Below are 20,369 nucleotides of genomic sequence, written 5' to 3'. Positions count from 1 at the left end.
TTCGCCATCCGGAGCCGCTTCGCCGGCCACCCCAGCTGTAGCGACAAGACACGTAATGCACTAAGATTGAAACCGGACCACCCGATAGGGGCAGGCCAGAGCCAAGATGTCAAATTGCGGTTTGTTTGGGTCAGGCGATCCATGATGATCGAGACAAGGCACATACGCCCCGAAGACTATGTCGATGTCGGCAGGATCTTCTTTTGCGCAGTGCATGAGGGGACCAACCACGTCTACAGTCTTGTCCAACGAACAGCATGGAGCGGCCTGACGATAGACCTTCCCCGATGGAAGGAACGCCTGACGACACTCGCCGGCTTTGTTGCCGAAGTGGACGGTGAGCCCGTTGGGTTTATCACGGTCGATCCGACGGGGTATATCGAACTTGCTTTCGTTCTGCCTTCGGCTGCGGGCAAGAGTGTCGGCAGTGCACTTCTCGCAAGGGCCGAGCATTTGGCGTTTATCCAGGGTGCCACGGACCTGACGACGGCAGCAAGTCTGGCCGCGCTTCCCTTCTTCGAGAGGCATGGTTGGGGTGTTTTGAAAGAGGAGCAGGTTGAACGTGATGGAGTCATCTTGAAGCGCTACCAGATGCAGAAGCATCTCCCGAAGTCAGATCGCTAAGGCCTGCGGTATCCGAAGCACCTGACGGCACCTCGGATTTCGCCCAGCTCGTTGCGTTTCAGCGAATGAAACGCCCGAACAGGGTCAACGCCAGCGACCCAGCAAGCAGGGCCGAACCCGCGCCAACCCCGGCGATGACAGGCCAGATGTCCTCAAGGCCGGCATCGTAGATCCGATATATCGCGGCCCCGAGAAGAATCAGCCCCAAGTTGCGCGCAACGCTCAGCGTCGCTTGGCGGCGTAGCCGGCTGATCTCTTGGACATGTTCTTCGTTTGTCATTCTCAAACCCTGTTGCTGTTATTTCTTCATATACCGCTCGCTCGAAGGTCTGTCGGGTGGGATATGAATCACCTTCATCTACTTCCGCAGAAAACCGACTACTCTTCGCGGGCGGTCTCGGGCGATCCATTTCAACGATCGTTTACGAACGTCGTTGAATGCAGTAACTTGCCCACCAAATCAACGATCATTGATTCTTGCGGGGCGATCGACATGACCACCATCTACACTGCTGCGGATCTCGGCCGTGCCATCCGTGCCCGACGCCTGGAGCTGGGTCTGCAGCAGACCGATCTCGCGATGCAGAGCGGAGTTTCGACCCCAACCGTCAGCGCTATTGAGAACGGGAAGGAAACGGCTCGGCTCGGTCTGGTGCTGCAGCTCTGTCGTGATCTCGGTATCCACCTGACCGCAGGAACATAGGCATGGCGGTGCTTGAACTGGACGTGTTCATCGAGGGCCTGCCAGAGGCCGTAGGACGCCTCACAAGGCAGCATAGCGGTGCGATGGCTTTCCGCTACCTGACAGACGCGCTACCCCACCCCATGAGCCTCTCATTGCCTCTGCGCGAGAAGCCGTTCAGCGATGTCCCGACCCGCGGCTTCTTCTCGAATCTTCTGTTCGAAAACACACAACGTGAACAGATCATGCAACGGCATGGCCTGGACTTCGACGACGTGGTCGGCCTGCTTGAACACCTTGGCAAGGACTGTCCCGGCTCGATCTCCTGTGTGCCTGTCGGGACCGGCCCTGCGAAGACTCCGGGAAACCTGCTGACCGACTACGATCCGATCGACCAGAACGAGTTGGAGCGGATCATGACCTCTCTGCGTGACCGCAGGCGGGTGCCGGACGATACCCGTGATCCCTCACCCCTGGCGGGCGTTCAGGGGAAGATCGCATTGACCAGACTTCCGGACGGCAGCTTTGCCCTGCCGCGCCAAGGACTGAATGTGCCGACGACGCATATCCTCAAGGTGCCAAGCCGCTTCGAGATGACCAGCGTTCATCAGGAGCATCTGCTCATGCAACTGATGTCCAGTGCACAGGCACATCCCGTGGCAGCGACAGAAGTGCTTGGCGATGACGCTCTCTGCGGGCTTCTGATCACGCGCTTCGACCGGATCGTCGAGGGCACCGAAATACGACGGCTGCATCAGGAAGACTTTGCTCAGGCGCTCGGGCTTGGGCCGCAGCTGAAATACCAACGCAACGGCATCGAAAACCGCCGCTTCGACGCCCGCGCGATCAGCCAGGTCTTGGCTCAGACCGCACAGCCGGGACGGGCAAGACTGGCCTTCCTCGAGATTACCCTGATCAACCTGCTGCTTGGCAATACGGACAACCACGCCAAGAACCATGCGCTACTGCATGTTGGCTCGCGCCCCAACCTTGCGCCGGTCTATGACGTCGCGCCGATCCTGCTCGATGATCAGGTGGTCCATCAGATGTCTTTCGACATCGGGCAGGCGCGAATGACCGACGAGATCACAGCCGAGGACCTTTCCGCCTTCATCACGGCAATCGGCTTTCCAAGAGCGACTCCTGCCCTGCTGAAACGTCTCCGCGAGATCGTCGCTGACATCGTTGCACGAATTCCCGACATGAGTGGCCCTCGGCGCAAACGCGTCGGTGATGCCATTGCCGAGCAGGCAGGATCACTTGCAGAGGCCGTCGGCATGCAGATCGACATACCGGAACGGGATGCGATGGTTCTGAACCGACCCTGAAAGCGGAGGGTTGCGGCGCCCCCGACCTACGGACACCGGCTGCATCCCCATGATCGACAACCGTTTTCTCTAGGACTTCGCATCTTTCTGGTCGCGGTGAAGTCCCACCCGACACAGATGACGTCGCGCGCAATCTAGGTGTCACAACCAATGAAAGCGACAGCAAGACCATGACACTCCCCTATCAGAACAGCCCCGCAGCGATCTTCATCTCGGCACGCATCCAGGATCTCGCATATCGCAAGAGCCAAGCAGAGATCGCGGCCGAGACCGGTTTCCCGAACCCGAACATGATGACCTTCCTGAAGAACGGTCGGAACAAGGTGCCCCTTGATCGCGTGCCTTCGCTTGCGAAAGCGCTTGAGATCGACCCGGCCTATCTGATGCGCCTCGCCCTCGATCAGTCTATCGGTGAAACTGCGGCTCAAGCCATCACCGAGATCTTCGGAACGCCAGCGACGGAGAACGAACGCGGTTGGCTGGCCGAAATCCGCAACGCATCGGACAACAAGGACCCTCGTCTCACAGGAAGGTCACGCGCCGCGCTCAGGGCGATCTTTGGCAAGTAAAGCCAACGACGAAAGAGAGGGCGCCTCTCTCGCAGCGAGGCCCTTCCCGAGGACGTGGATTGGAATGATCCACGTCCTCGGGAACAGTTGATGTCCGTCGGACCAATACGGTTTCAGTTCAGGGACCGCCAAGCTTCGTCAAAGTGCGACATCGCGCAGGATGCCGGGCTAGAACGGCTTCCGTCCCATGAGAACAATACGAGGGCTGGACGTATGAGCTAAGCGTAACAACAGGACGCTGCTCCATGTCTTCCGACGTCACCTTGAACGAACTGAACCATATGCATCGCATGATCGCCGAGCTCGTTCTGGCCGATCCCGTGTATCTGCCCATTTTCGAACGCATCGAGCACGAGCTTGCGACATGGCGATCAAGGGACGATGCAATCGAGCGCGTTCGCGCCCTATTGGCGGGCTACAAAGCCGCGGCTTGAAGCATTGCCTGCTTCTGCTTCAAACTGGCTCCTTCACCATACTTCTCTCGGGTCAGGCGATGTCCGAAAAGATCGCGCCTGACCCGATCGTCGATCCCTGCGGCCAACATGCGATCCTCGAACGAGTGCCGAAGCGAATAGAGCACATGATCAGAGGTCTCCATCAGTTCGTTCTCTCGAAGATATTTGTTCACCGTCGCGGACAGCCCTGCGCTGCTGCCACGATATCTCGGAAAGCCCTCGGGGTAGGCACGTATCGCGTCGAGGGAAACACCACGGAGCGGGATCGTGCGGCGCGCATAGGCGCTCTTCATCTGCCTGCCTTCCGGCTCGATGGAGATGTAGGGCACGTCTGCTTCGAGGTGTATCGTGTTGCCAGAAAGTGCCGCCAGTTCCGACGGTCGGCATCCGGTGTTGATCATCACGAGAAGAATGGTCCGGGCCTCGGCGTTCAGACCGTTCAATGCCCCGGGAGCAAGCAGCTTGCCGGTGATCCACTCCCGCGAGAATGGTGGCCGTGTCTTGGCCTCGATATCCTTGAGGGCAAGGTCCCTCAACGGCAGCACCGTGCCTAGACGCTTCATCCTGTTCACGGTTTTCAGGACATCCCCGAGGTGGATCAAATCCTTGTTGGCGCTGTTCGGGGTCAACTTCTCGACTTCGAGCCGCTCGACCCACCAGTTTCGGAAATCCAGCATGTCTTCGCCGGTGATCTGATCAATCGGCTTGTCGCCGATCACCTAAATTAGATTTTGGATAGCCTTCTTGCGGGGGTTTTCCCATCGCCGGATCTGATCGGGCGACTTGCCAAGCGTCCTATCCTTCGCAAGTAACCAATAAAGCTCGAGACATCGATTGATGACGAGTGACGGCTCTCTGGCACCGCCAAGCAGGGCCGACGCTTCACGCAAGTCGATGGAGTTCTGCTTGTCATTCGCACGGGTCACGGCAGAAAGCCGATCACGGATCTCTTCAAGCGGCAGTTCGGCGACCTTGTCGGCACGCAGGTAGCGGAAACCCTTCGCCTCGGCCAGATCGCGTGCCGCGGCGAATGACTGCTCGGCGTCGCCATCGGCGCCCGCCAGCTTGGTCTCCCATGCAGCAATCAACTGTTCCCAGACGGCATCGCCCTTCATCTTGGCTGTAGAAGCCGAATCCGTCTTGAGGCTGACCCAGACAAAAGTTCTCGGTTCAACAGATGCATAGCGCTTGGGTACACGCTTGTAGAGATGCAGGGTGCTTTTGACCGAGTTTCCCCGGGTTCTGATCGTCATGACAACCTCGTCGAACCAAGGCTCATGTATCGCTCAATGTATAGCAGTTTGTATAGCAAAAAATGACAAGCCCACAAGCCATCCTGCGCAAGATCCAGCATTTTCTGATCTACACAGCGCGCATGGTGAAGGAAAGTGGCGGAGGCGGTGGGATTCGAACCCACGGTGGGCGTTAACCCACGTCGGTTTTCAAGACCGGTGCATTAAACCACTCTGCCACGCCTCCGACTGGGGCGGATTAGCGCGGCAGCGCGGGCGGTGCAAGGGACTTAGCGCGGCAGCTGGACGGTCTGATTGGCGCCCGAGACTTCGACGGCATAGATCTTGCCAAGCTGGAGGAAGCTGAGCGGCAGGCCGACGATGATCTGGTCGGTCGTGGGGTTCGATGCAAGCCCTGCCGCGGCGGCGTCGGCGGGGGGCGGGCTTGCGACGAAGCGCAGGCGCAGAACGCCGTCCGCATCGGGCGTCAGGCGGTCGCCGGGTTGGGGGCGAACCGAGACCAGTTCCGCCGAATGATAGCCCTTGGTGGGGGCCAGGCCGCGCACGACCAGCAGGCGTCCCTCGGACAGGGGTTCCCACTCGGCCGACAGGATCTGGGGGATGGCGGGGCGCTGGTCTTCGGGGGTGACATAGCCGCCCTCGGGGGCCAGCGAAGACGGGACCGATCGGCCGCCCCAGGACAGCGGGTTCCAACCGCTATCCCCGAACCGTCCGCATCCGGACACCAGTGCGGCGGCGATCAACAGGGGCAGGGTCAGTCTGGTCATGGCGCATCCCTTCGGCATTTGCCCTTGGTGATAGGGGAAACGGGGCGCGCGGAAAAGCCTCTTTGACCTTGGGGCGCGGTCGGGCTAGGCCTTCTTGCGCAAAACGGAGAGACCCATGCCCACCGCCGCTTTCGAGGATATCGCCGAGACATTCGAATTCCTGGATGACTGGGAGGAGCGTTATCGCCACGTGATCGAACTGGGCAAGGCCATGCCCGGCCTGGACCCGGCCTTTCAGGTGCCGGCCACCAAGGTCGATGGTTGCGCCAGCCAAGTCTGGATCCTGCCGCAGATCGAGGCCGGCAGGTTCGATTTTCAGGGCGACAGCGACGCCATCATCGTGCGCGGCCTGATTGCCGTCCTGCACGCCCTGTATTCGGGGCTGCCCGTGGCCGAGGTCGGGGACGTCGATGCCCCCGCCGCGCTGGCACGGCTGGGGCTGGACGAACATCTGTCGGCGCAGCGGTCGAACGGCCTGCGCGCCATGATCGAACGGATCAGGCTGCTGGCCGCCGACGCAAGCTGATCCAGCCGCCGCCCAGCACGCGGGTGCCTTCGGGTTCATAGAACACGCAGGCCTGACCGGGGCTGACGCCGTCTTCGGGGTCCAAGAGTTCGACCTCGGCGCGGCGGCCGGGCAGGGGGCGCAGGATCGCAGGGCGCGGGGGACGCGTGGACCGGATGCGGACAAGGCAGGGGATCTCGCCTTCGTAAGCGCCGTCGCCCAGCCAGTTCACCTCGGTCACGTTGACGGTCTTGGTGGACAGCGCCGCACGCGGACCGACGACGACGCGCCGGGTTTCGGGCTCCAGCCGGACGACATAGAGCGGATCGCCCAGGCCGCCGATCCCCAAGCCGCGACGCTGGCCGATGGTATAGTGGATCACGCCGCGATGGGTGCCCAACACGTTGCCCTCCATGTCGACGATCTCGCCGGGATCGGCCGCGCCGGGGCGCAGCTTTTCGATGACGGCGGCGTAATCGCCGTTCGGGACAAAGCAGATGTCCTGGCTGTCGGGTTTGTCGGCGACCGACAGCCCGTATTCGGCAGCCAAGGCGCGCGTTTCGTCCTTGCTGACCAGATGCCCCAAGGGGAAGCGCAGGAAGTCCAGCTGTTCCTGCGTGGTCGAGAACAGGAAATAGCTCTGATCGCGGTTCGGGTCGGCAGCCATGTGCAGTTCGGCGCGCGCCGCACCGTTCTTGCGCTGGATGTAATGGCCAGTCGCCATGCAATCGGCGTCCAGATCGCGCGCGGTTTCCAGCAGGTCGCGGAACTTGACGCGTTCGTTGCAACGGATGCAGGGCACGGGCGTCGCGCCCGCCAGATAGGCATCGGCAAATTCGTCGATCACGGATTCGCGGAACTTGTTTTCGTAATCAAGGACGTAATGCGGAAAGCCCATGCGTTCGGCCACGCGCCGAGCATCATGGATGTCCTGACCCGCGCAACAGGCGCCCTTTTTCGCCAGCGCCGCCCCGTGATCGTAAAGCTGCAAGGTGACGCCGATGACGTCATAGCCTTCGGATTTCAGCTGTGCCGCCACGACCGAACTGTCCACCCCGCCCGACATCGCCACCACGACGCGCGTCTGCGCGGGCGGTTTGGTAAAGCCGAGGCTGTTCAATTCGGTATCGCGCGCATCGGCGCGTTCGGCGGCAATCATGGTCATCGGATGATCTTTCGCCCCCGCGGGGCCTTGGGCATGCAGTGCTGGATTGCGTCAAAATATATGTAAATGCCCGCTATTCTCAACCCCGCGCGGGGCAGAAAAGCCGCTGCGACTAACCCGGACTTAAAAGCTTTGCGTCACGAAAGAAAGGACAGGAAGAAAAAGGACACCATGTATGTTCGTGAAGAAAACGACCGGACCGCGGATTGCGGCGCTTGATGACGGACGCATCATCAGCGTGGCGGACCTGCCATCGCCGCAGACGCGGTGGGTGGCCAGCCGCAAGCAGATCGTCGTGCTGGCCGTGCAGCACGACCTGATCGCGCGGGACGAGGCGCTGCGTCGTTATGGTCTTTCGGCCGAGGAGTTCGACGGGTGGTGCAAGGCGTTCGAAAGACACGGTGCCCCGGCGTTGAAGACCACATCCCTACAAAAGTATAGACAACTCTAGGTTGATGTATGATGCATGGAGTCAGGGCCGGTAAACCGCATGTTAACCAATTCATCCGAATGTCGGCCCATGACATTGCGGCGAATCGGGGGAAAGATCAGCCATGCGCATTCTTTTGGTAGAAGACGATCCCAGCACGGCACGTGCGATCGAATTGATGCTGACGGCAGCCAGCTATAACGTCTTTTTGACGGATATGGGCGAGGAAGGGATCGATCTGGCCAAGTTGTATGATTACGACCTGATCCTGCTGGACCTCGACCTGCCCGACATGCACGGGATGGAGGTGCTGCGCCATCTGCGGCTGGCGCGCATCGACACGCCCATCCTGATCCTGACCGGGTCGGATGATACCGAAAGCAAGCTGCGCGGGTTCGGATTTGGCGCCGACGATTACATGACCAAGCCCTTCAACCGCGAGGAGCTGCAGGCCCGCATCCAGGCGATCATCCGCCGTTCCAAGGGGCACAGCCAGGCCCTGATTCGGACCGGAGAGATCACCGTCAACCTGGACGCCCGTTCGGTCGAAGTGAAGGGCAAGCCGGTGAACCTGACCGGCAAGGAATACCAGATCTTGGAACTGCTGAGCCTGCGCAAGGGCACGACTCTGACCAAGGAGATGTTCCTCAACCACCTCTATGGTGGCATGGACGAACCCGAACTGAAGATCATCGATGTCTTCATCTGCAAGTTGCGCAAGAAACTCTCCGAGGCCTTGGGCGGGGAGAACCATATCGAGACCGTCTGGGGCAGGGGCTATGTCCTGCGCGACCCCTCTGCCGGGTCGGACCAACGCATCGCGGCCAGCGCCTGATCGATCACGGGTGCTGGACGACCGCGCCCCCTTGCGCGATACCCTGATCTGACAAGGACCGATGGCCGGATGCGTTCCGGCCATGCCGAGGCAGAGAGGACACGATGGCGCAGAATGTGGCAGGGCGGCCGCCCGTAGCGGATCTGGATCACGTCCAGGCCGCATCCGAGATCGCGGAACTGTCGGCGCAGGTCGACGCCGCGAACACCGCCTATCACGGTCAGGATGCGCCGGTCATCTCGGATGCCGACTATGATGCGGCCAAGGCACGGCTGGCGCAGCTGGAGGAGGCTTTCCCCGATCTGGCCCGCGTCGACAGCCCCACCGCGCAGGTGGGTGCCGCCCCTGCCGAGGGTTTCGGAAAGATCACCCATGCGCAGCGGATGATGTCGCTTGGCAATGCCTTTTCCGAGGAGGACGTGGCGGATTTTCTGGCCCGGGTGCGCAGCTTTCTGGGGCTGGCCGCCGACGCCCCCCTGCATGTCACCGCCGAGCCCAAGATCGACGGGCTGTCGCTGTCGCTGCGCTATGAGAAGGGGCGGTTGATCCAGGCGGCCACGCGGGGCGACGGGTCGGTCGGCGAAAACGTCACCGCCAATGCCGCGACCATCGACGACATTCCCCAGATGCTGTCAGGCGATGTTCCCGACATCCTTGAGGTTCGCGGCGAGGTCTATATGACCCATGCCGATTTCGAGGCCTTGAACCGGGCCGAGGGCGGTCGCGTCTTTGCCAATCCGCGCAATGCGGCTGCGGGGTCCCTGCGGCAGATCGACCCGGCCGTGACCGCCAGCCGCCCGCTGCGGTTCTTTGCCTATAGCTGGGGCGAACTGTCCGCCCCCTTGGCCGCGACCCAGATGCAGGCCGTGCAGCGTCTTGCCGAACTGGGTTTTCAGACCAATCCGCTGACGGAACTGTGTCAGGATGCGGCGGGGTTGATCGCGGTCTGGACGCGGATCGAACAGCAGCGCGCGACCTTGGGCTATGACATCGACGGCGTCGTCTACAAGGTCAACGACCTGTCCTATCAGACGCGTCTGGGGTTCCGGGCGACCACGCCGCGTTGGGCCATCGCGCATAAATTCCCCGCCGAAACCGCTTGGACGCGACTGGACCGGATCGAGATCCAGGTGGGCCGCACCGGCGCGCTGTCACCTGTGGCACGGCTGGAGCCCGTGACGGTCGGCGGCGTCGTCGTGTCGAACGCGACGCTGCACAACGAGGATTACATCGCCGGTCGCGACAACACCGGCGCGCCGATCCGCGAGGGGCGCGACATCCGCGAAGGCGATTGGGTCAAGGTCTATCGCGCCGGGGACGTGATCCCCAAGATTGCGGATGTGGATTTGTCGCGCCGGCAGAACGACACGCCCTATGTCTTCCCGACGCATTGCCCGGAATGCGGATCGGACGCGATCCGCGAACCGGACGACAGCGTCCGGCGCTGTAGCGGCGGCATGATCTGTCCCGCGCAGGCGGTTGAAAAGCTGAAGCATTTCGTCAGCCGCGGAGCCTTCGACATCGATGGCCTGGGTGCCAAACAGATCGAGATGTTCTTTGCCGATCCCGCCCTGCCCATCCGCGAACCTGCCGACATCTTCACGCTGGCCGAACGCGACGGGGCGCAGCTGGCGCGGCTGAAGAAACGCGACGGCTTTGGCGAACGCTCGGCCCGCAAGCTGTTCGACGCCATCGAGGACAAGCGCGCCATCCCCCTGTCGCGCCTGCTGTTCGCGCTTGGCATCCGCCATCTGGGTGAGGTCGCCAGCGCCACCCTGGCCCGGCATTTCGGAACCTGGGACGCGCTTGTCACCGCCATCGACGGGGCCGCTGCCGAGCCCGCCTTCAATGCCCCCGATGACAAGGCCCGCCGCGCGGCGCTGGCCGAAAGCCCCCATTGGGCCGAACTGACGGGCATCGACGGTATCGGCAGCGTTCTGGTGAATTCGCTGGTGACCACATTCGCCCAACCGGCCGAACGCCAAGGCATCGACCGCCTGCTGGCCCAATTGACCGTCCAACCCGTCGAGGCCAAGGCCAGCGCCCGGACCGAGGTGTCGGGCAAGACGCTGGTCTTTACCGGCACGCTGGAGCGCATGTCGCGCGCCGAAGCCAAGGCCCGGGCCGAGGCGATGGGCGCCAAGGTGGCCGGATCGGTCAGCGCCAAGACGGACCTGCTGATCGCGGGGCCGGGGGCGGGGTCCAAGGCCACCAAGGCCGCCGATCTGGGGGTCAAGGTGATCGACGAAGACGAATGGCTGCGCATCGCGGGGGCCGAATGACCCAGCCCAAGGGCCGTCCGCCGGCGCTGTTTCCGCTGTTCGCGGGGATCGACACCCTTCCGGGCATCGGCCCCAAGGGGCGTGCCGCGCTGGAACAGATGGGCGTCGAGAAGCCCCGCGACCTGGTGATGACCCTGCCCGCCAGCGGCATCACCCGCCGCCGCATCGCCGCCCTGTCCGAGGCCCGCCCGCCCGAGATCGTGACCATCACAGTGACCATCCTGCGCCATCACCCGCCGCAGGTCAGGGGCAGGCCATGGCGCGTGCATTGCACCGACGGCACGACGGACCTGACGCTGGTCTTCTTCCGCCCGCGCGAAAACTGGATCGAGGGTCAGTTGCCCGCAGGCCAGCGCCGCATCGTCAGCGGCAAGCTGGAACTGTTCGACGGCCACGCCCAGATGGTTCATCCCGACCATATTCTGTCCGAGGCCGATCCCCTGCCGCCCGCATTCGAGCCGGTCTATCCCTTGTCGGCGGGCCTGACCCAAGGGGTCATGACCCGGTCTGCCAAGGCGGCGCTGCAGTTGGTCCCCGAGGTGCAGGAATGGATCGACCCGCAGCTGATCCGCGAACGCGGCTGGCCGTCCTTCACGCAGGCGCTGGTGCAGGCCCATGCGCCGCAATCGCCCGCCGACATGTCGCCCGACAGTCCCGCGCGGGCGCGACTGGCCTATGACGAATTCCTGGCGCATCAGATGACCCTGGCGCTGGTGCGGCGCGAAAAGCGGCGGCTGAAGGGGCGGGCCAGCGCGGGCGACGGGCGGTTGCGGCGCGCGGTGCTGGACCATCTGCCATGGCCGCCGACAGGCGCGCAGGCCCGCGCGGCTCAGGAAATCGCCGATGACATGGCCAGCGACCGGCGCATGAACCGCCTGCTGCAGGGCGATGTCGGCGCGGGCAAGACGCTGGTCGCCATGCTGGCCGCCCTGGTGGCGGTCGAAGCCGGGGGGCAGGCCGTGCTGATGGCCCCGACCGAGATCCTGGCCCGCCAGCATGCCCGCGCGCTTGAGCCCTTGGCCCGCGCCGCAGGTATCCGGCTGGCGGCGCTGACCGGGCGCGACAAGACCGCCACCCGCCAGCAGATCCTGACCGACCTGGCCGATGGCGGCATCGACATTCTGGTCGGCACCCACGCGGTCTTTCAGAAGGACGTGCATTTCAACGACCTGCGGCTGGCCATCATCGACGAACAGCATCGCTTCGGCGTGGGACAGCGGCTGGAACTGGCCGCCAAGGGCGATGTTCCGCCCGACATGCTGATCATGACCGCCACCCCAATCCCCCGGTCGCTGGCACTGTCGCAATATGGCGATCTGGATGTCTCGGTGCTGGATGAAAAGCCGCCAGGCCGGCAGCCGATCACGACGGTGATGATCAGCGACCAGCGGCTGGACCAGGTGACGGACCGCTTGAAGTCCGCGCTGGCGCAGGGCGCGCGCGCCTATTGGGTCTGTCCGCTGGTGGACGAAAGCGAGGTCAGCGACCTGACCGCCGCCGAGGCGCGTTTCACCAGCCTGCGCGCGCAGTTCGGCGACCTGGTGCGGCTGGTCCACGGCCAGATGCCCACCGATCAGCGCGATGCGGCGATGGCCGATTTCGCCTCGGGCGTGGCGCAGATCCTTGTGGCGACGACGGTGATCGAGGTGGGGGTGGATGTCCCGCAGGCCACGATCATGGTGATCGAACGCGCCGAAAGCTTTGGCCTGTCGCAGCTGCACCAGCTGCGGGGCAGGGTGGGGCGCGGGACCGGGGCCTCGACCTGCCTGCTGATGTATCATCCGCCGCTGAACGAGACCGGTGCCCGTCGCCTGACGACCCTGCGCGATACCGAGGACGGTTTCCGCATCGCGCAGGTGGACCTGGAGATGCGCGGCGCGGGCGATGTCATCGGCACGGCGCAATCGGGTCTGCCGCGGTTTCGAATCGCGGATCTGGAACATCAGTCCGGCCTGATGGCCGTGGCGCGAAACGATGCGCGCGCCCTGCTGGAACGCGACCCGACGCTGGACAGCCCGCGCGGCGTGGCATTGCGCCATTTGATGTGGCTGATGCAGCAGGATCAGGCGATTCGATTGGTTCAGGTCGGCTGACAACCAAAATGTTCTTAAAATGTTCTTTACAGCGATCGCTGAATATGAGAACAAAGCAGCAACGGAAAAGGAGTTGCTGCCCATGACCCGCGATTTTCTCTGTGACCTTGTCGGCGTGACGGCCCTTGCGACCACGACTGTGGTGACGCTTTGGCTGCCTGCGATCCTGCAAGCCTGATCTGTTTCCTCTGCCCCGCGTTGCGATGCGGCGCCCTGCCTGTGCGCCGCCACTGTCCAGCACGCGCAACTTGACCGGCCCTGGCAGGGGCCGGTTTTTTTCATTCCAGGTGTTCGGAAATTGTCAGGCGGCGGCCTTGTCCATCGCCTCGATCGTCGCGTCCCATGCCAGCAGGATCGAGGCATGGCGGTTGGGATAGGCCCGCGCCGGCAACAGCGCCTCGAGGTCGGCAAAGGGCGCGGCGGGGGGCTGGCCATCCTGCGTCAGCATGGCGCGCAGCTGATCGCGCACGGTCGCCACGGTATCGCGGTCCAGCCCGATCACCGCCTGTCCCAGGACCGAGGCCGAGGCCTGCCCAAGCGCGCAGGCCCGCACCTCCTGCGCAAAATCCGAAATGGCGCCGTCGGTCATCGTCAGATGCACCGTCACCGACGATCCGCATTGCGGCGAGCGCTTCAGCACGCTGGCCTGTGCGTTCTCCAGCTTGCCCTGATGGGGAATCGCCGTGGTCAGCGCCAGAATCCGGCGCGAATAAAGCTGCATGAGGTCGCTGTCGGCCATCAATCTGTCCTGCGGTCTTTTCGGCACCTGCCTTGGGGATTAGATAGGGACGCGACCCGCGAAAGGAAACCCGATGTTCGACCCTCTCAGCCTGAAATATGACGCCAAGGGGCTGATCCCCGTGATCGCGCAGGATGCCGACAGCGCCGAGGTGCTGATGATGGCCTGGATGAACGCCGATGCGGTGGCCCGGACATTGGACAGCGGGCGGGTGACATACTGGTCGCGGTCGCGCCAATCCTTCTGGATCAAGGGCGAAAGCTCGGGCCATGTCCAGGAACTGGTGGAAATGCGGGTCGATTGCGACAGCGACTGCCTGCTGGTGCTGGTGCGCCAGACCGGTCCCGCCTGTCACACGAACCGCCGCAGCTGTTTTTATACCGCCATCCGCGACGGGTCCGAGGTCGAGATCCTTCAGCCGATGTCCTGAAGTCCGACCATGGCGCGGATATCGGCGGGGGTCGCGCCTTCGTCCCGGTAATGGCGGATGGCGCGGGCATCGTCGCGCTTGGCCAGCCGCTTGCCCGCGTCGTCGCGGATCAGGCGGTGATGCAGATAGCCCGGTGTCGGAAGGTCCAGCAGGCGCTGCAGCAGGACATGGATCCACGTGCTGTCGAACAGGTCCTTGCCGCGCGTGACCAGCGTGATGCCCTGCGCCGCGTCATCGACCACCACCGCCAAGTGATAGGATGTCCCCATGCCGCGCCGCGACAGGATGACGTCGCCGATCCCGTCCAGAAACTCGGCCCGCGTCAGGGTGTGGGGCTGCCCGGGCATGATGGCCCGATCGTGAAAGCCGATCCGGTCGATTCCCAGGGCATCGAAGGCGCGCCCGACATCCAGCCGGATTACGTCATCGGGTCCCGCATCGTGCCTCGGGCGGTGGCGGCAGGTGCCGGGATAGATCAACCCGTCCGGCCCGGCGGGCAGGGCCCCTTCCTGCGGAGCCGACAGCGCCGCACGGATATCGCCGCGCCGACATTGGCAGGGATAGGTCAAGGGCGCCAGACGCGCCAGCGCATCGCGATAGGCCGGCATCCGGTCCGACTGGCGCATGACGGGGCGCGGCCAGTCCAGCCCCAGCCAGGCCAGATCGTCAAGGATCGCCTGTTCGTATTCGGGCCTGCAGCGGTCGCGGTCGATATCCTCGATCCGCAGCCGGAAATCCCCCGCCCGCGCCGCCATCAGCGCCGAGAACGCATGTCCCAGGTGCAAAAGCCCCGTGGGCGAGGGCGCAAAGCGCGTTACTGGGCGGCCAGCCATGCGTTGAAATCATCCTTGGCGCGCTGCGTATAGGCGGGATAGCGGTCCTTGCGGCCACGGCGACCGCTGCGGCCTTCCTCGACCGGGGGGAACAGGCCGAAATTCACGTTCATCGGCTGGAAGGTCTTGGCCTCGGCCCCGCCGGTGATGTGGTTGACCAGCGCACCCATCGAGGTCGTATAGGCGGGCGGCGCAAGGTCCTGACCCTTGGCTTGCGCGGCAGCCATCCGGCCCGCCAGCAGACCCATCGCGGCACTTTCGACATAGCCCTCGACGCCCGTCACCTGACCGGCAAAGCGCAGGTTCGGCTGCGATTTCATGCGCATCCGGTCGTCCAGCAACGTGGGCGAATTCAAGAAGCTGTTGCGGTGGATACCGCCCAGACGCGCAAAGCTGGCATCCTGCAGACCGGGGATCATGCGGAAGACCTGGGTCTGGGCACCGTATTTCATCTTGGTCTGGAAGCCAACGATATTATAAAGCGTTCCCAATGCGTTATCACGGCGAAGTTGAACCACTGCATAAGCTTTTTCATCGGGCTTGTGGACATTGGTCAGACCCACCGGCTTCATCGGGCCAAAGCGCAATGTCTCGCGGCCGCGCTCGGCCATGACCTCGATCGGCAGGCAGCCGTCAAAATATCCGGCGGTCTCGCCCTCGTGGAACTCGGTCTTGTCGGCGGCCAGAAGGGCGTCGATGAAGGCCTCGTATTCGTCCTTGGTCATCGGGCAGTTGATATAGGCGCGCTGCTCTTCCAGCGTTTCGCCCTTGTCGTAACGGCTCTGTTCCCAGGCGATGGACATGTCGATGGTGTCGGCATGAACGATGGGCGCGATGGCGTCGAAGAAGGCCAGCGCCTCGGACCCGGTAATCCCGCGAATGGCCCCAGCCAGCGCGTCCGAGGTCAAGGGACCCGTCGCCACGATCCAGTTGCCGGTGGTGGGCAGTTCGGTGATCTCGCCGGGCTGGATGGTGATCAGCGGTTCCGCCTTCAGCGCCGCGGTGACGGATGCGGAGAACGCCTCGCGGTCGACGGCCAGCGCGCCGCCTGCTGGCAGCTTGTGTTTGTCGGCCATCGCCATGATCAAGCCGCCTGCCGCGCGCATTTCCCAGTGCAGCTGGCCCACGGCGTTCATCACGTCATCATCGGACCGGAAGCTGTTGGAACAGACCATCTCGGCGCAGTCGCCGGATTTATGGGCGAAGGTTTCGACGGTCGGGCGCATTTCGTGCAGCACGACGGGAACGCCTGCGCGTGCGATCTGCCAGGCGGCCTCGGACCCGGCAAGGCCGGCACCGATGATGTGGACGGGTTCCATGCGGATCTCCTGCAAGGGATGCGGGGCGGGGCTAGCAAAGCTTGTCCCAAAAGGAAAGGGGCGGCGCCAGTGGCACCGCCCCGAAGGTCATGCGACCCAAGCGCGCGGGATCATTCTTCCGCGGCGGCCTCGGCCTCTTCGCCTTCCGCATCATCACCTTCGGCACGCAGAGCGGACGGGGCGGCGATGTTGGCGACGACGAAGTCGCGGTCGATGGTCGGCTTGGCGCCTTCCGGCAGCTTGACGCTGCTGATGTGGATCGAGGTGCCGATATCGACGCCTTCCAGGTCGACGGTGATGTGGTCGGGGATGTCGCCCGCGGTCACGATCATTTCGACTTCGTTGCGAACCGTCACCAGCGTACCGCCCTTGCGCAGGCCGGGGCACTTGTCCTCGTTGATGAATTCAACGGGGATGAACAGGTTCACCTTCGAGGTGCGGCGCAGGCGCATGAAGTCGATGTGGATCGGCAGATCCTTGACGACGTCGCGCTGAACGCCACGGCAGATGACGCGCACGTCTTCCTGGCCTTCGACCTTCAGGTTCCACAGCGTGGACATGAAGCGGCCCTTGCGCAGCTGCGTCAGCAGCTTGTTGAAGTCAAACGCGATCGCAGCCGGCTCGACGCCGTTGCCATACACGATACCGGGCACCTTGCCTTCACGGCGAGCTTGGCGGGCGGCCCCCTTGCCTGTCCCCGCGCGTGCCTCAGCCACCAGATCCGGAATCTCTTTGGCCATGTTATCTATCCTTAACCTTATGTGATGACGCCGTCCTCCAAGGGTGCACGGCGACCAAGCGGTGCCCATAACGCAATCGGTACGGGTTGTGAAGGATGAAAATGACGTTCGCGTGTCCCCGCCCCGCGACGTGCAACCACGGTTTGACTTGACCCGGCAATCGCAGATAACGCCCCTGTTCGACATGGGGCTGTGAAACGGAGACGCAGGGTGCAGGGCAGGGTCATCTCGATCGATTATCTGCGCGTTCTTCTGGCGGGCTTCGTCGTGCTGGGCCATTCGGGCTTTGCCCGCGACGTCATCGGCGACACGGGGCTGGCGGTCGGCAACAGCATCCTGCGCGTGGCCGTGCCGGTCTTTACCATCATCGCCGGCTATTTCCTGGCCACGACCCTGCGCAGGGGGCGGCTGTCGCCCTGGGTGGGGCAGTTGCTGGCGATGTACGCGATCTGGTCGCTGGTCTATATCGTCTTCCTATGGCCCTATTTCAGCACGCGCCCCCTATCGCTGACGCTGCGCGACCTGACGCTTGGTTTCATGCATCTGTGGTTTCTGCAGGGCATCGCCATCGCGGGCATCATGCTGGGCGGGTTCCGCCGCCTTGGTCCGCGCGCGGTCATCCTGTCCGCCTTGGCCTTCGCGCTGCTGGGGCTGGGGCTGCAATATGCGCGCATGGCCGAACTGTCGCAGGTGCCGATCGAACATTACCGAAACGGCCCGTTCTATCTCTATCCCTTTCTGGCCATGGGCTGGCTGTTGGCCGAAGGGATGCGGATGCGCATGGCCGCCCTGGCCGCCATCCTCGGCCTGGCCATGACCGTGGCCGAGAACATGCTGTGGATCGCCCGTATCGGCCATGATCCCCTGCTGGAGATCCCCCTGGGGCATTTCCTGCTATGTCCCGCCATTTTCGTGCTGGTGCGGCGCATCCCGATGCCTGCGACCACCTTGCCCCTAGGGGCGGCGGCCGCGGGCATCTACGTGATGCATGTGATCGTGCTGCAGGGGCTGCCGCTGATCGGGGTGGACGACCTGCTCGTCGCCGTCATCCTGGGCATCGCGCTGCCCTTCGGGGTGGTCTGGGCAAGGCAGGCCATCGCCGTCAGGCGATCGGGTATTCGTCCGTGAAGCCCTTGGGGACCAGCAGGTTCTGCGGCCCGACATTCTTCAGATCACGTTCCCCGCACAGGGCCATGCTGATGTCCAGCTCCTTGCGGATCACCTCCAGCGCGCGGGTCACGCCGGCCTCGCCCATCGCCCCCAGCCCGTGGATATAGGCGCGTCCGATCCAGGTCGCATGGGCGCCCATCGCCAGCGCCTTCAGCACGTCCTGGCCCGACCGGATGCCGCTGTCCATATGCACCTCGACCTGGTCGCCGACCGCCTTGACGATATGCGGCAGCATCCTGATCGAGGACAGCGCGCCGTCCAGCTGACGTCCGCCATGATTGCTGACGATGATCGCATCCGCACCGAAATCGGCCGCGATGCGGGCGTCCTCGGGGTCCAGGATACCTTTCAGGATCAGCTTGCCGCCCCACATCTCGCGGATGCGGGCGACCTTGTCCCAGTCCAGCTTGGGGTCGAACTGCTCGGCCGTCCAGTCCATCAGCGAACTGGTATCGGCGACCCCCTTGGCGTGGCCCACGATATTGCCGAAAAAGCGCCGCTTGGTCTTCAGCATCCCCATGCCCCACCGCCAGCGCGTGGACAGATCCAGCATCGTCGGCAAGGTCATCTTTGGCGGCGCAGTCAGGCCGTTCTTCAGGTCCTTGTGGCGCTGGCCCAGGATCTGCAGGTCCAGCGTCAGCACCAGCGCGCTGCAGCGGGCCGCCTTGGCGCGTTCGATGATGGCGGCCAGGAAATCCTGGTCCTTCATCACGTAAAGCTGGAACATGAAGGGCTGGGTGGTATGTGCCGCCACATCCTCGATCGAACAGATGGACATGGTGGACAGCGTATAGGGGACGCCGAACTTCTCGGCGGCGCGGGCGGCGTGGATCTCGCCATCGGCATGCTGCATGCCGGTCATGCCGACGGGCGCCAGGCCCACCGGCATCGTCACGGGCATTCCGACCATGTCGCCCGCCAGCTTGCGGTCTGTCATGTCGACGGCCACCTTCTGGCGCAGCTTCAGCTTGGCGAAATCGGTCGTGTTCTCGCGGAAGGTCTGCTCGGTATAGCTGCCCGATTCCGCATAGTCGTAAAACATCTTCGGCGTTCTTGCGCGATGCAACGCCTTGAGGTCATCGATCGAGGTGATCACCGCCATCTAGCCCATCCTCCCCTGTGCAGGGGAATTGGTAACAGCGCCCATGGCCCCGTGCAATCACCGCATCGCGGCGCGGCGCAGTTCCTCGGGGACGACCGGACCTTGAAGTGCGCGGGCACGGGCACGCAACGCCTCGGCGCGGGCATCCGTCGCGGCCTCGACCGGGGCGGGATCGGCGGCGGCAGCCTGGGCATGGACCGGCACCGCCGGTTCCGCCAGCAACTGGCTGGTGGGCAGCAGGTCGGGATAATCGCCCTCGGTCCCGCAGGCGGCAAGAGCCAGGGTAAACATCAGGGCAATTGGCAGGGCAGGGCGCGACACATGGTTCATGGCCGCAGATTACGCGCAGGCCGGGCGGGCGGCAACGGCCCTCGTGACCTATCGCGATCCCTTTTCACCGCCCCCCGCGCAGGCTAGAACACCGCATGGCCCGCACCCAAGGTTCCCGCGCCGAGATCACCGGCCCCCTGCTTCGCGACCAGGCCCGCCGCCTGTTCGCGCGACAGGGCTATGCGGCGGTGTCGATGCGCCAGATCGCGGCGGCGGTGGGCGTTCAGGCGGGCGCGCTCTATGCCTATACCCCCGACAAGCAGGCGCTGCTGCACGATCTGCTGGAAAGCCACATGCAGGATCTGCTGGCCGCCTGGTCGGATGCGCCCGATGCGGAACCCCTGGCGCGGCTTGAACGCTTCGTCCGCTTCCATATCGGCTTCAGCCTGGACAATCCCGATGCGGTCTTCCTGTCCTATATGGAACTGCGCAACCTCAGCCCCGAAAATTTCGCCGCCATCGCGGAACTGCGCGGCCGCTATGAAGCCGCGCTGGAAGGCATCCTGCGGGACGGCATTGCCGCCGATGTCATGCGGATCGAAGACCCCAAGCTGACCACCCTTGCCCTGATCGCCATGCTGACCGGGGTGACCAACTGGTATCGCGAAGGGGGCCGTCTTGATCGCGTCCGCATCACCGATATCTACTGGGGCCTTGCACGCGGCGCGGTGGGGGCGCATTGATCGCGTCTTCTTCTTTGCCCAAATACCCATTCCGC

Annotated in this window: 25 protein-coding genes and 1 tRNA gene; 14 read left to right on the top strand and 12 right to left on the bottom strand. The window is 63.7% G+C overall.

Features of this window, described 5'->3' with window-relative positions:
• The coding region (locus IE00_RS06880) for a GNAT family N-acetyltransferase (protein WP_205949657.1) at positions 1-624 on the top strand (624 nt) is incomplete at its 5' end.
• Positions 625-682: 58 nt separating this feature from the next.
• Here IE00_RS06880 and IE00_RS06875 read toward each other — a convergent pair.
• Positions 683-904, bottom strand: a complete 222-nt coding sequence (locus tag IE00_RS06875; RefSeq protein ID WP_072296324.1) for a hypothetical protein — start codon at positions 902-904, stop codon at positions 683-685.
• Positions 905-1,117: 213 nt separating this feature from the next.
• Between IE00_RS06875 and IE00_RS06870 the strand changes: the two genes are divergently transcribed.
• The 4 genes from IE00_RS06870 (at position 1,118) to IE00_RS06855 (ending at position 3,637) form a co-directional block, all read left to right on the top strand.
• Positions 1,118-1,327: a helix-turn-helix domain-containing protein gene (locus IE00_RS06870; RefSeq protein WP_072296364.1), complete on the top strand. Its 210-nt coding sequence runs from the start codon at positions 1,118-1,120 to the stop codon at positions 1,325-1,327.
• A 2-nt stretch (positions 1,328-1,329) separates the two neighbouring features.
• The gene (locus tag IE00_RS06865) at positions 1,330-2,634 is read left to right on the top strand and encodes a HipA domain-containing protein (RefSeq protein ID WP_072296323.1); all 1,305 of its coding nucleotides are present in this window, start codon (positions 1,330-1,332) and stop codon (positions 2,632-2,634) included.
• Between the two features lie 170 nt (positions 2,635-2,804).
• On the top strand, positions 2,805-3,203 hold the full coding sequence (locus IE00_RS06860; protein WP_072296322.1) for a transcriptional regulator: 399 nt from the start codon (positions 2,805-2,807) through the stop codon (positions 3,201-3,203).
• Positions 3,204-3,448: 245 nt separating this feature from the next.
• Positions 3,449-3,637 (top strand): hypothetical protein, encoded by a 189-nt coding sequence (locus IE00_RS06855; RefSeq protein WP_072296321.1) that lies wholly within the window; start codon positions 3,449-3,451, stop codon positions 3,635-3,637.
• Here IE00_RS06855 and IE00_RS20845 read toward each other — a convergent pair.
• The 4 genes from IE00_RS20845 to IE00_RS06840 all read right to left on the bottom strand — a co-directional run bounded on the left by IE00_RS20845 (position 3,619) and on the right by IE00_RS06840 (position 5,678).
• The gene (locus IE00_RS20845) at positions 3,619-4,377 is read right to left on the bottom strand and encodes a tyrosine-type recombinase/integrase (RefSeq protein WP_371328430.1); all 759 of its coding nucleotides are present in this window, start codon (positions 4,375-4,377) and stop codon (positions 3,619-3,621) included. The two genes, IE00_RS06855 and IE00_RS20845, sit on opposite strands and share 19 nt — an antisense overlap.
• Complete coding sequence (locus IE00_RS20840) at positions 4,378-4,911, bottom strand: hypothetical protein (RefSeq protein WP_371328429.1); 534 nt, start codon at positions 4,909-4,911, stop codon at positions 4,378-4,380.
• Positions 4,912-5,047: 136 nt separating this feature from the next.
• Positions 5,048-5,137, bottom strand: a tRNA-Ser gene (locus IE00_RS06845).
• A gap of 43 nt (positions 5,138-5,180) precedes the next feature.
• Complete coding sequence (locus tag IE00_RS06840) at positions 5,181-5,678, bottom strand: hypothetical protein (protein WP_083554133.1); 498 nt, start codon at positions 5,676-5,678, stop codon at positions 5,181-5,183.
• Between the two features lie 115 nt (positions 5,679-5,793).
• Between IE00_RS06840 and IE00_RS06835 the strand changes: the two genes are divergently transcribed.
• Positions 5,794-6,204 carry a SufE family protein gene (locus IE00_RS06835; protein WP_072296320.1) on the top strand — a complete coding sequence of 137 codons (411 nt, stop codon included), beginning with the start codon at positions 5,794-5,796 and terminating at the stop codon, positions 6,202-6,204.
• Here IE00_RS06835 and mnmA read toward each other — a convergent pair.
• On the bottom strand, positions 6,176-7,342 hold the full coding sequence (mnmA, locus tag IE00_RS06830) for a tRNA 2-thiouridine(34) synthase MnmA (RefSeq protein ID WP_072296362.1): 1,167 nt from the start codon (positions 7,340-7,342) through the stop codon (positions 6,176-6,178). The genes IE00_RS06835 and mnmA overlap by 29 nt on opposite strands.
• A gap of 181 nt (positions 7,343-7,523) precedes the next feature.
• On the opposite strand from mnmA, the gene IE00_RS06825 reads away from it, so the two are divergent.
• The 5 genes from IE00_RS06825 to IE00_RS20085 all read left to right on the top strand — a co-directional run bounded on the left by IE00_RS06825 (position 7,524) and on the right by IE00_RS20085 (position 13,166).
• Positions 7,524-7,799 carry a DUF1153 domain-containing protein gene (locus IE00_RS06825; protein WP_072296319.1) on the top strand — a complete coding sequence of 92 codons (276 nt, stop codon included), beginning with the start codon at positions 7,524-7,526 and terminating at the stop codon, positions 7,797-7,799.
• A gap of 103 nt (positions 7,800-7,902) precedes the next feature.
• A complete protein-coding gene (ctrA, locus tag IE00_RS06820) occupies positions 7,903-8,613 on the top strand; it encodes a response regulator transcription factor CtrA (protein WP_072296318.1) in 711 nt (236 codons plus the stop codon).
• A gap of 104 nt (positions 8,614-8,717) precedes the next feature.
• The gene (gene ligA / locus IE00_RS06815; protein WP_072296317.1) at positions 8,718-10,895 is read left to right on the top strand and encodes an NAD-dependent DNA ligase LigA; all 2,178 of its coding nucleotides are present in this window, start codon (positions 8,718-8,720) and stop codon (positions 10,893-10,895) included.
• A complete protein-coding gene (recG, locus tag IE00_RS06810; RefSeq protein WP_072296316.1) occupies positions 10,892-12,988 on the top strand; it encodes an ATP-dependent DNA helicase RecG in 2,097 nt (698 codons plus the stop codon). The genes ligA and recG overlap by 4 nt, the downstream gene beginning before the upstream one ends.
• A gap of 19 nt (positions 12,989-13,007) precedes the next feature.
• On the top strand, positions 13,008-13,166 hold the full coding sequence (locus tag IE00_RS20085; RefSeq protein WP_170864096.1) for a hypothetical protein: 159 nt from the start codon (positions 13,008-13,010) through the stop codon (positions 13,164-13,166).
• Between the two features lie 123 nt (positions 13,167-13,289).
• Here IE00_RS20085 and IE00_RS06805 read toward each other — a convergent pair whose 3' ends face one another.
• Positions 13,290-13,727 (bottom strand): iron-sulfur cluster assembly scaffold protein, encoded by a 438-nt coding sequence (locus IE00_RS06805; protein WP_170864095.1) that lies wholly within the window; start codon positions 13,725-13,727, stop codon positions 13,290-13,292.
• Between the two features lie 73 nt (positions 13,728-13,800).
• On the opposite strand from IE00_RS06805, the gene hisI reads away from it, so the two are divergent.
• Positions 13,801-14,157 carry a phosphoribosyl-AMP cyclohydrolase gene (hisI, locus tag IE00_RS06800; RefSeq protein ID WP_072296314.1) on the top strand — a complete coding sequence of 119 codons (357 nt, stop codon included), beginning with the start codon at positions 13,801-13,803 and terminating at the stop codon, positions 14,155-14,157.
• Here hisI and gluQRS read toward each other — a convergent pair.
• The 3 genes from gluQRS to IE00_RS06785 form a co-directional block, all read right to left on the bottom strand.
• Positions 14,142-14,990, bottom strand: a complete 849-nt coding sequence (gluQRS, locus tag IE00_RS06795) for a tRNA glutamyl-Q(34) synthetase GluQRS (RefSeq protein WP_072296313.1) — start codon at positions 14,988-14,990, stop codon at positions 14,142-14,144. The genes hisI and gluQRS overlap by 16 nt on opposite strands.
• Positions 14,972-16,309: a methylenetetrahydrofolate--tRNA-(uracil(54)-C(5))-methyltransferase (FADH(2)-oxidizing) TrmFO gene (gene trmFO, locus IE00_RS06790; RefSeq protein WP_072296312.1), complete on the bottom strand. Its 1,338-nt coding sequence runs from the start codon at positions 16,307-16,309 to the stop codon at positions 14,972-14,974. The genes gluQRS and trmFO overlap by 19 nt, the downstream gene beginning before the upstream one ends.
• A gap of 110 nt (positions 16,310-16,419) precedes the next feature.
• A complete protein-coding gene (locus IE00_RS06785; RefSeq protein ID WP_072296311.1) occupies positions 16,420-17,049 on the bottom strand; it encodes a 50S ribosomal protein L25/general stress protein Ctc in 630 nt (209 codons plus the stop codon).
• Positions 17,050-17,259: 210 nt separating this feature from the next.
• Here IE00_RS06785 and IE00_RS06780 point away from each other — a divergent pair, with 210 nt between their 5' ends.
• Positions 17,260-18,177, top strand: a complete 918-nt coding sequence (locus IE00_RS06780; RefSeq protein WP_072296310.1) for an acyltransferase family protein — start codon at positions 17,260-17,262, stop codon at positions 18,175-18,177.
• On the opposite strand, the gene IE00_RS06775 is transcribed toward IE00_RS06780, so the two are convergent.
• Complete coding sequence (locus tag IE00_RS06775; RefSeq protein ID WP_072296309.1) at positions 18,152-19,321, bottom strand: alpha-hydroxy acid oxidase; 1,170 nt, start codon at positions 19,319-19,321, stop codon at positions 18,152-18,154. The two genes, IE00_RS06780 and IE00_RS06775, sit on opposite strands and share 26 nt — an antisense overlap.
• 57 nt (positions 19,322-19,378) lie before the next feature.
• Positions 19,379-19,612 (bottom strand): hypothetical protein, encoded by a 234-nt coding sequence (locus IE00_RS06770; RefSeq protein ID WP_139291351.1) that lies wholly within the window; start codon positions 19,610-19,612, stop codon positions 19,379-19,381.
• Positions 19,613-19,746: 134 nt separating this feature from the next.
• Between IE00_RS06770 and IE00_RS06765 the strand changes: the two genes are divergently transcribed.
• Positions 19,747-20,334, top strand: a complete 588-nt coding sequence (locus IE00_RS06765; protein ID WP_072296307.1) for a TetR/AcrR family transcriptional regulator — start codon at positions 19,747-19,749, stop codon at positions 20,332-20,334.
• Positions 20,335-20,369 lie beyond the last annotated feature (35 nt).

The sequence above is a fragment of the Paracoccus sp. SM22M-07 genome (assembly GCF_001887735.1).
Lineage (GTDB): Bacteria > Pseudomonadota > Alphaproteobacteria > Rhodobacterales > Rhodobacteraceae > Paracoccus.
This window is presented reverse-complemented; position numbering and strand designations above follow the sequence as displayed.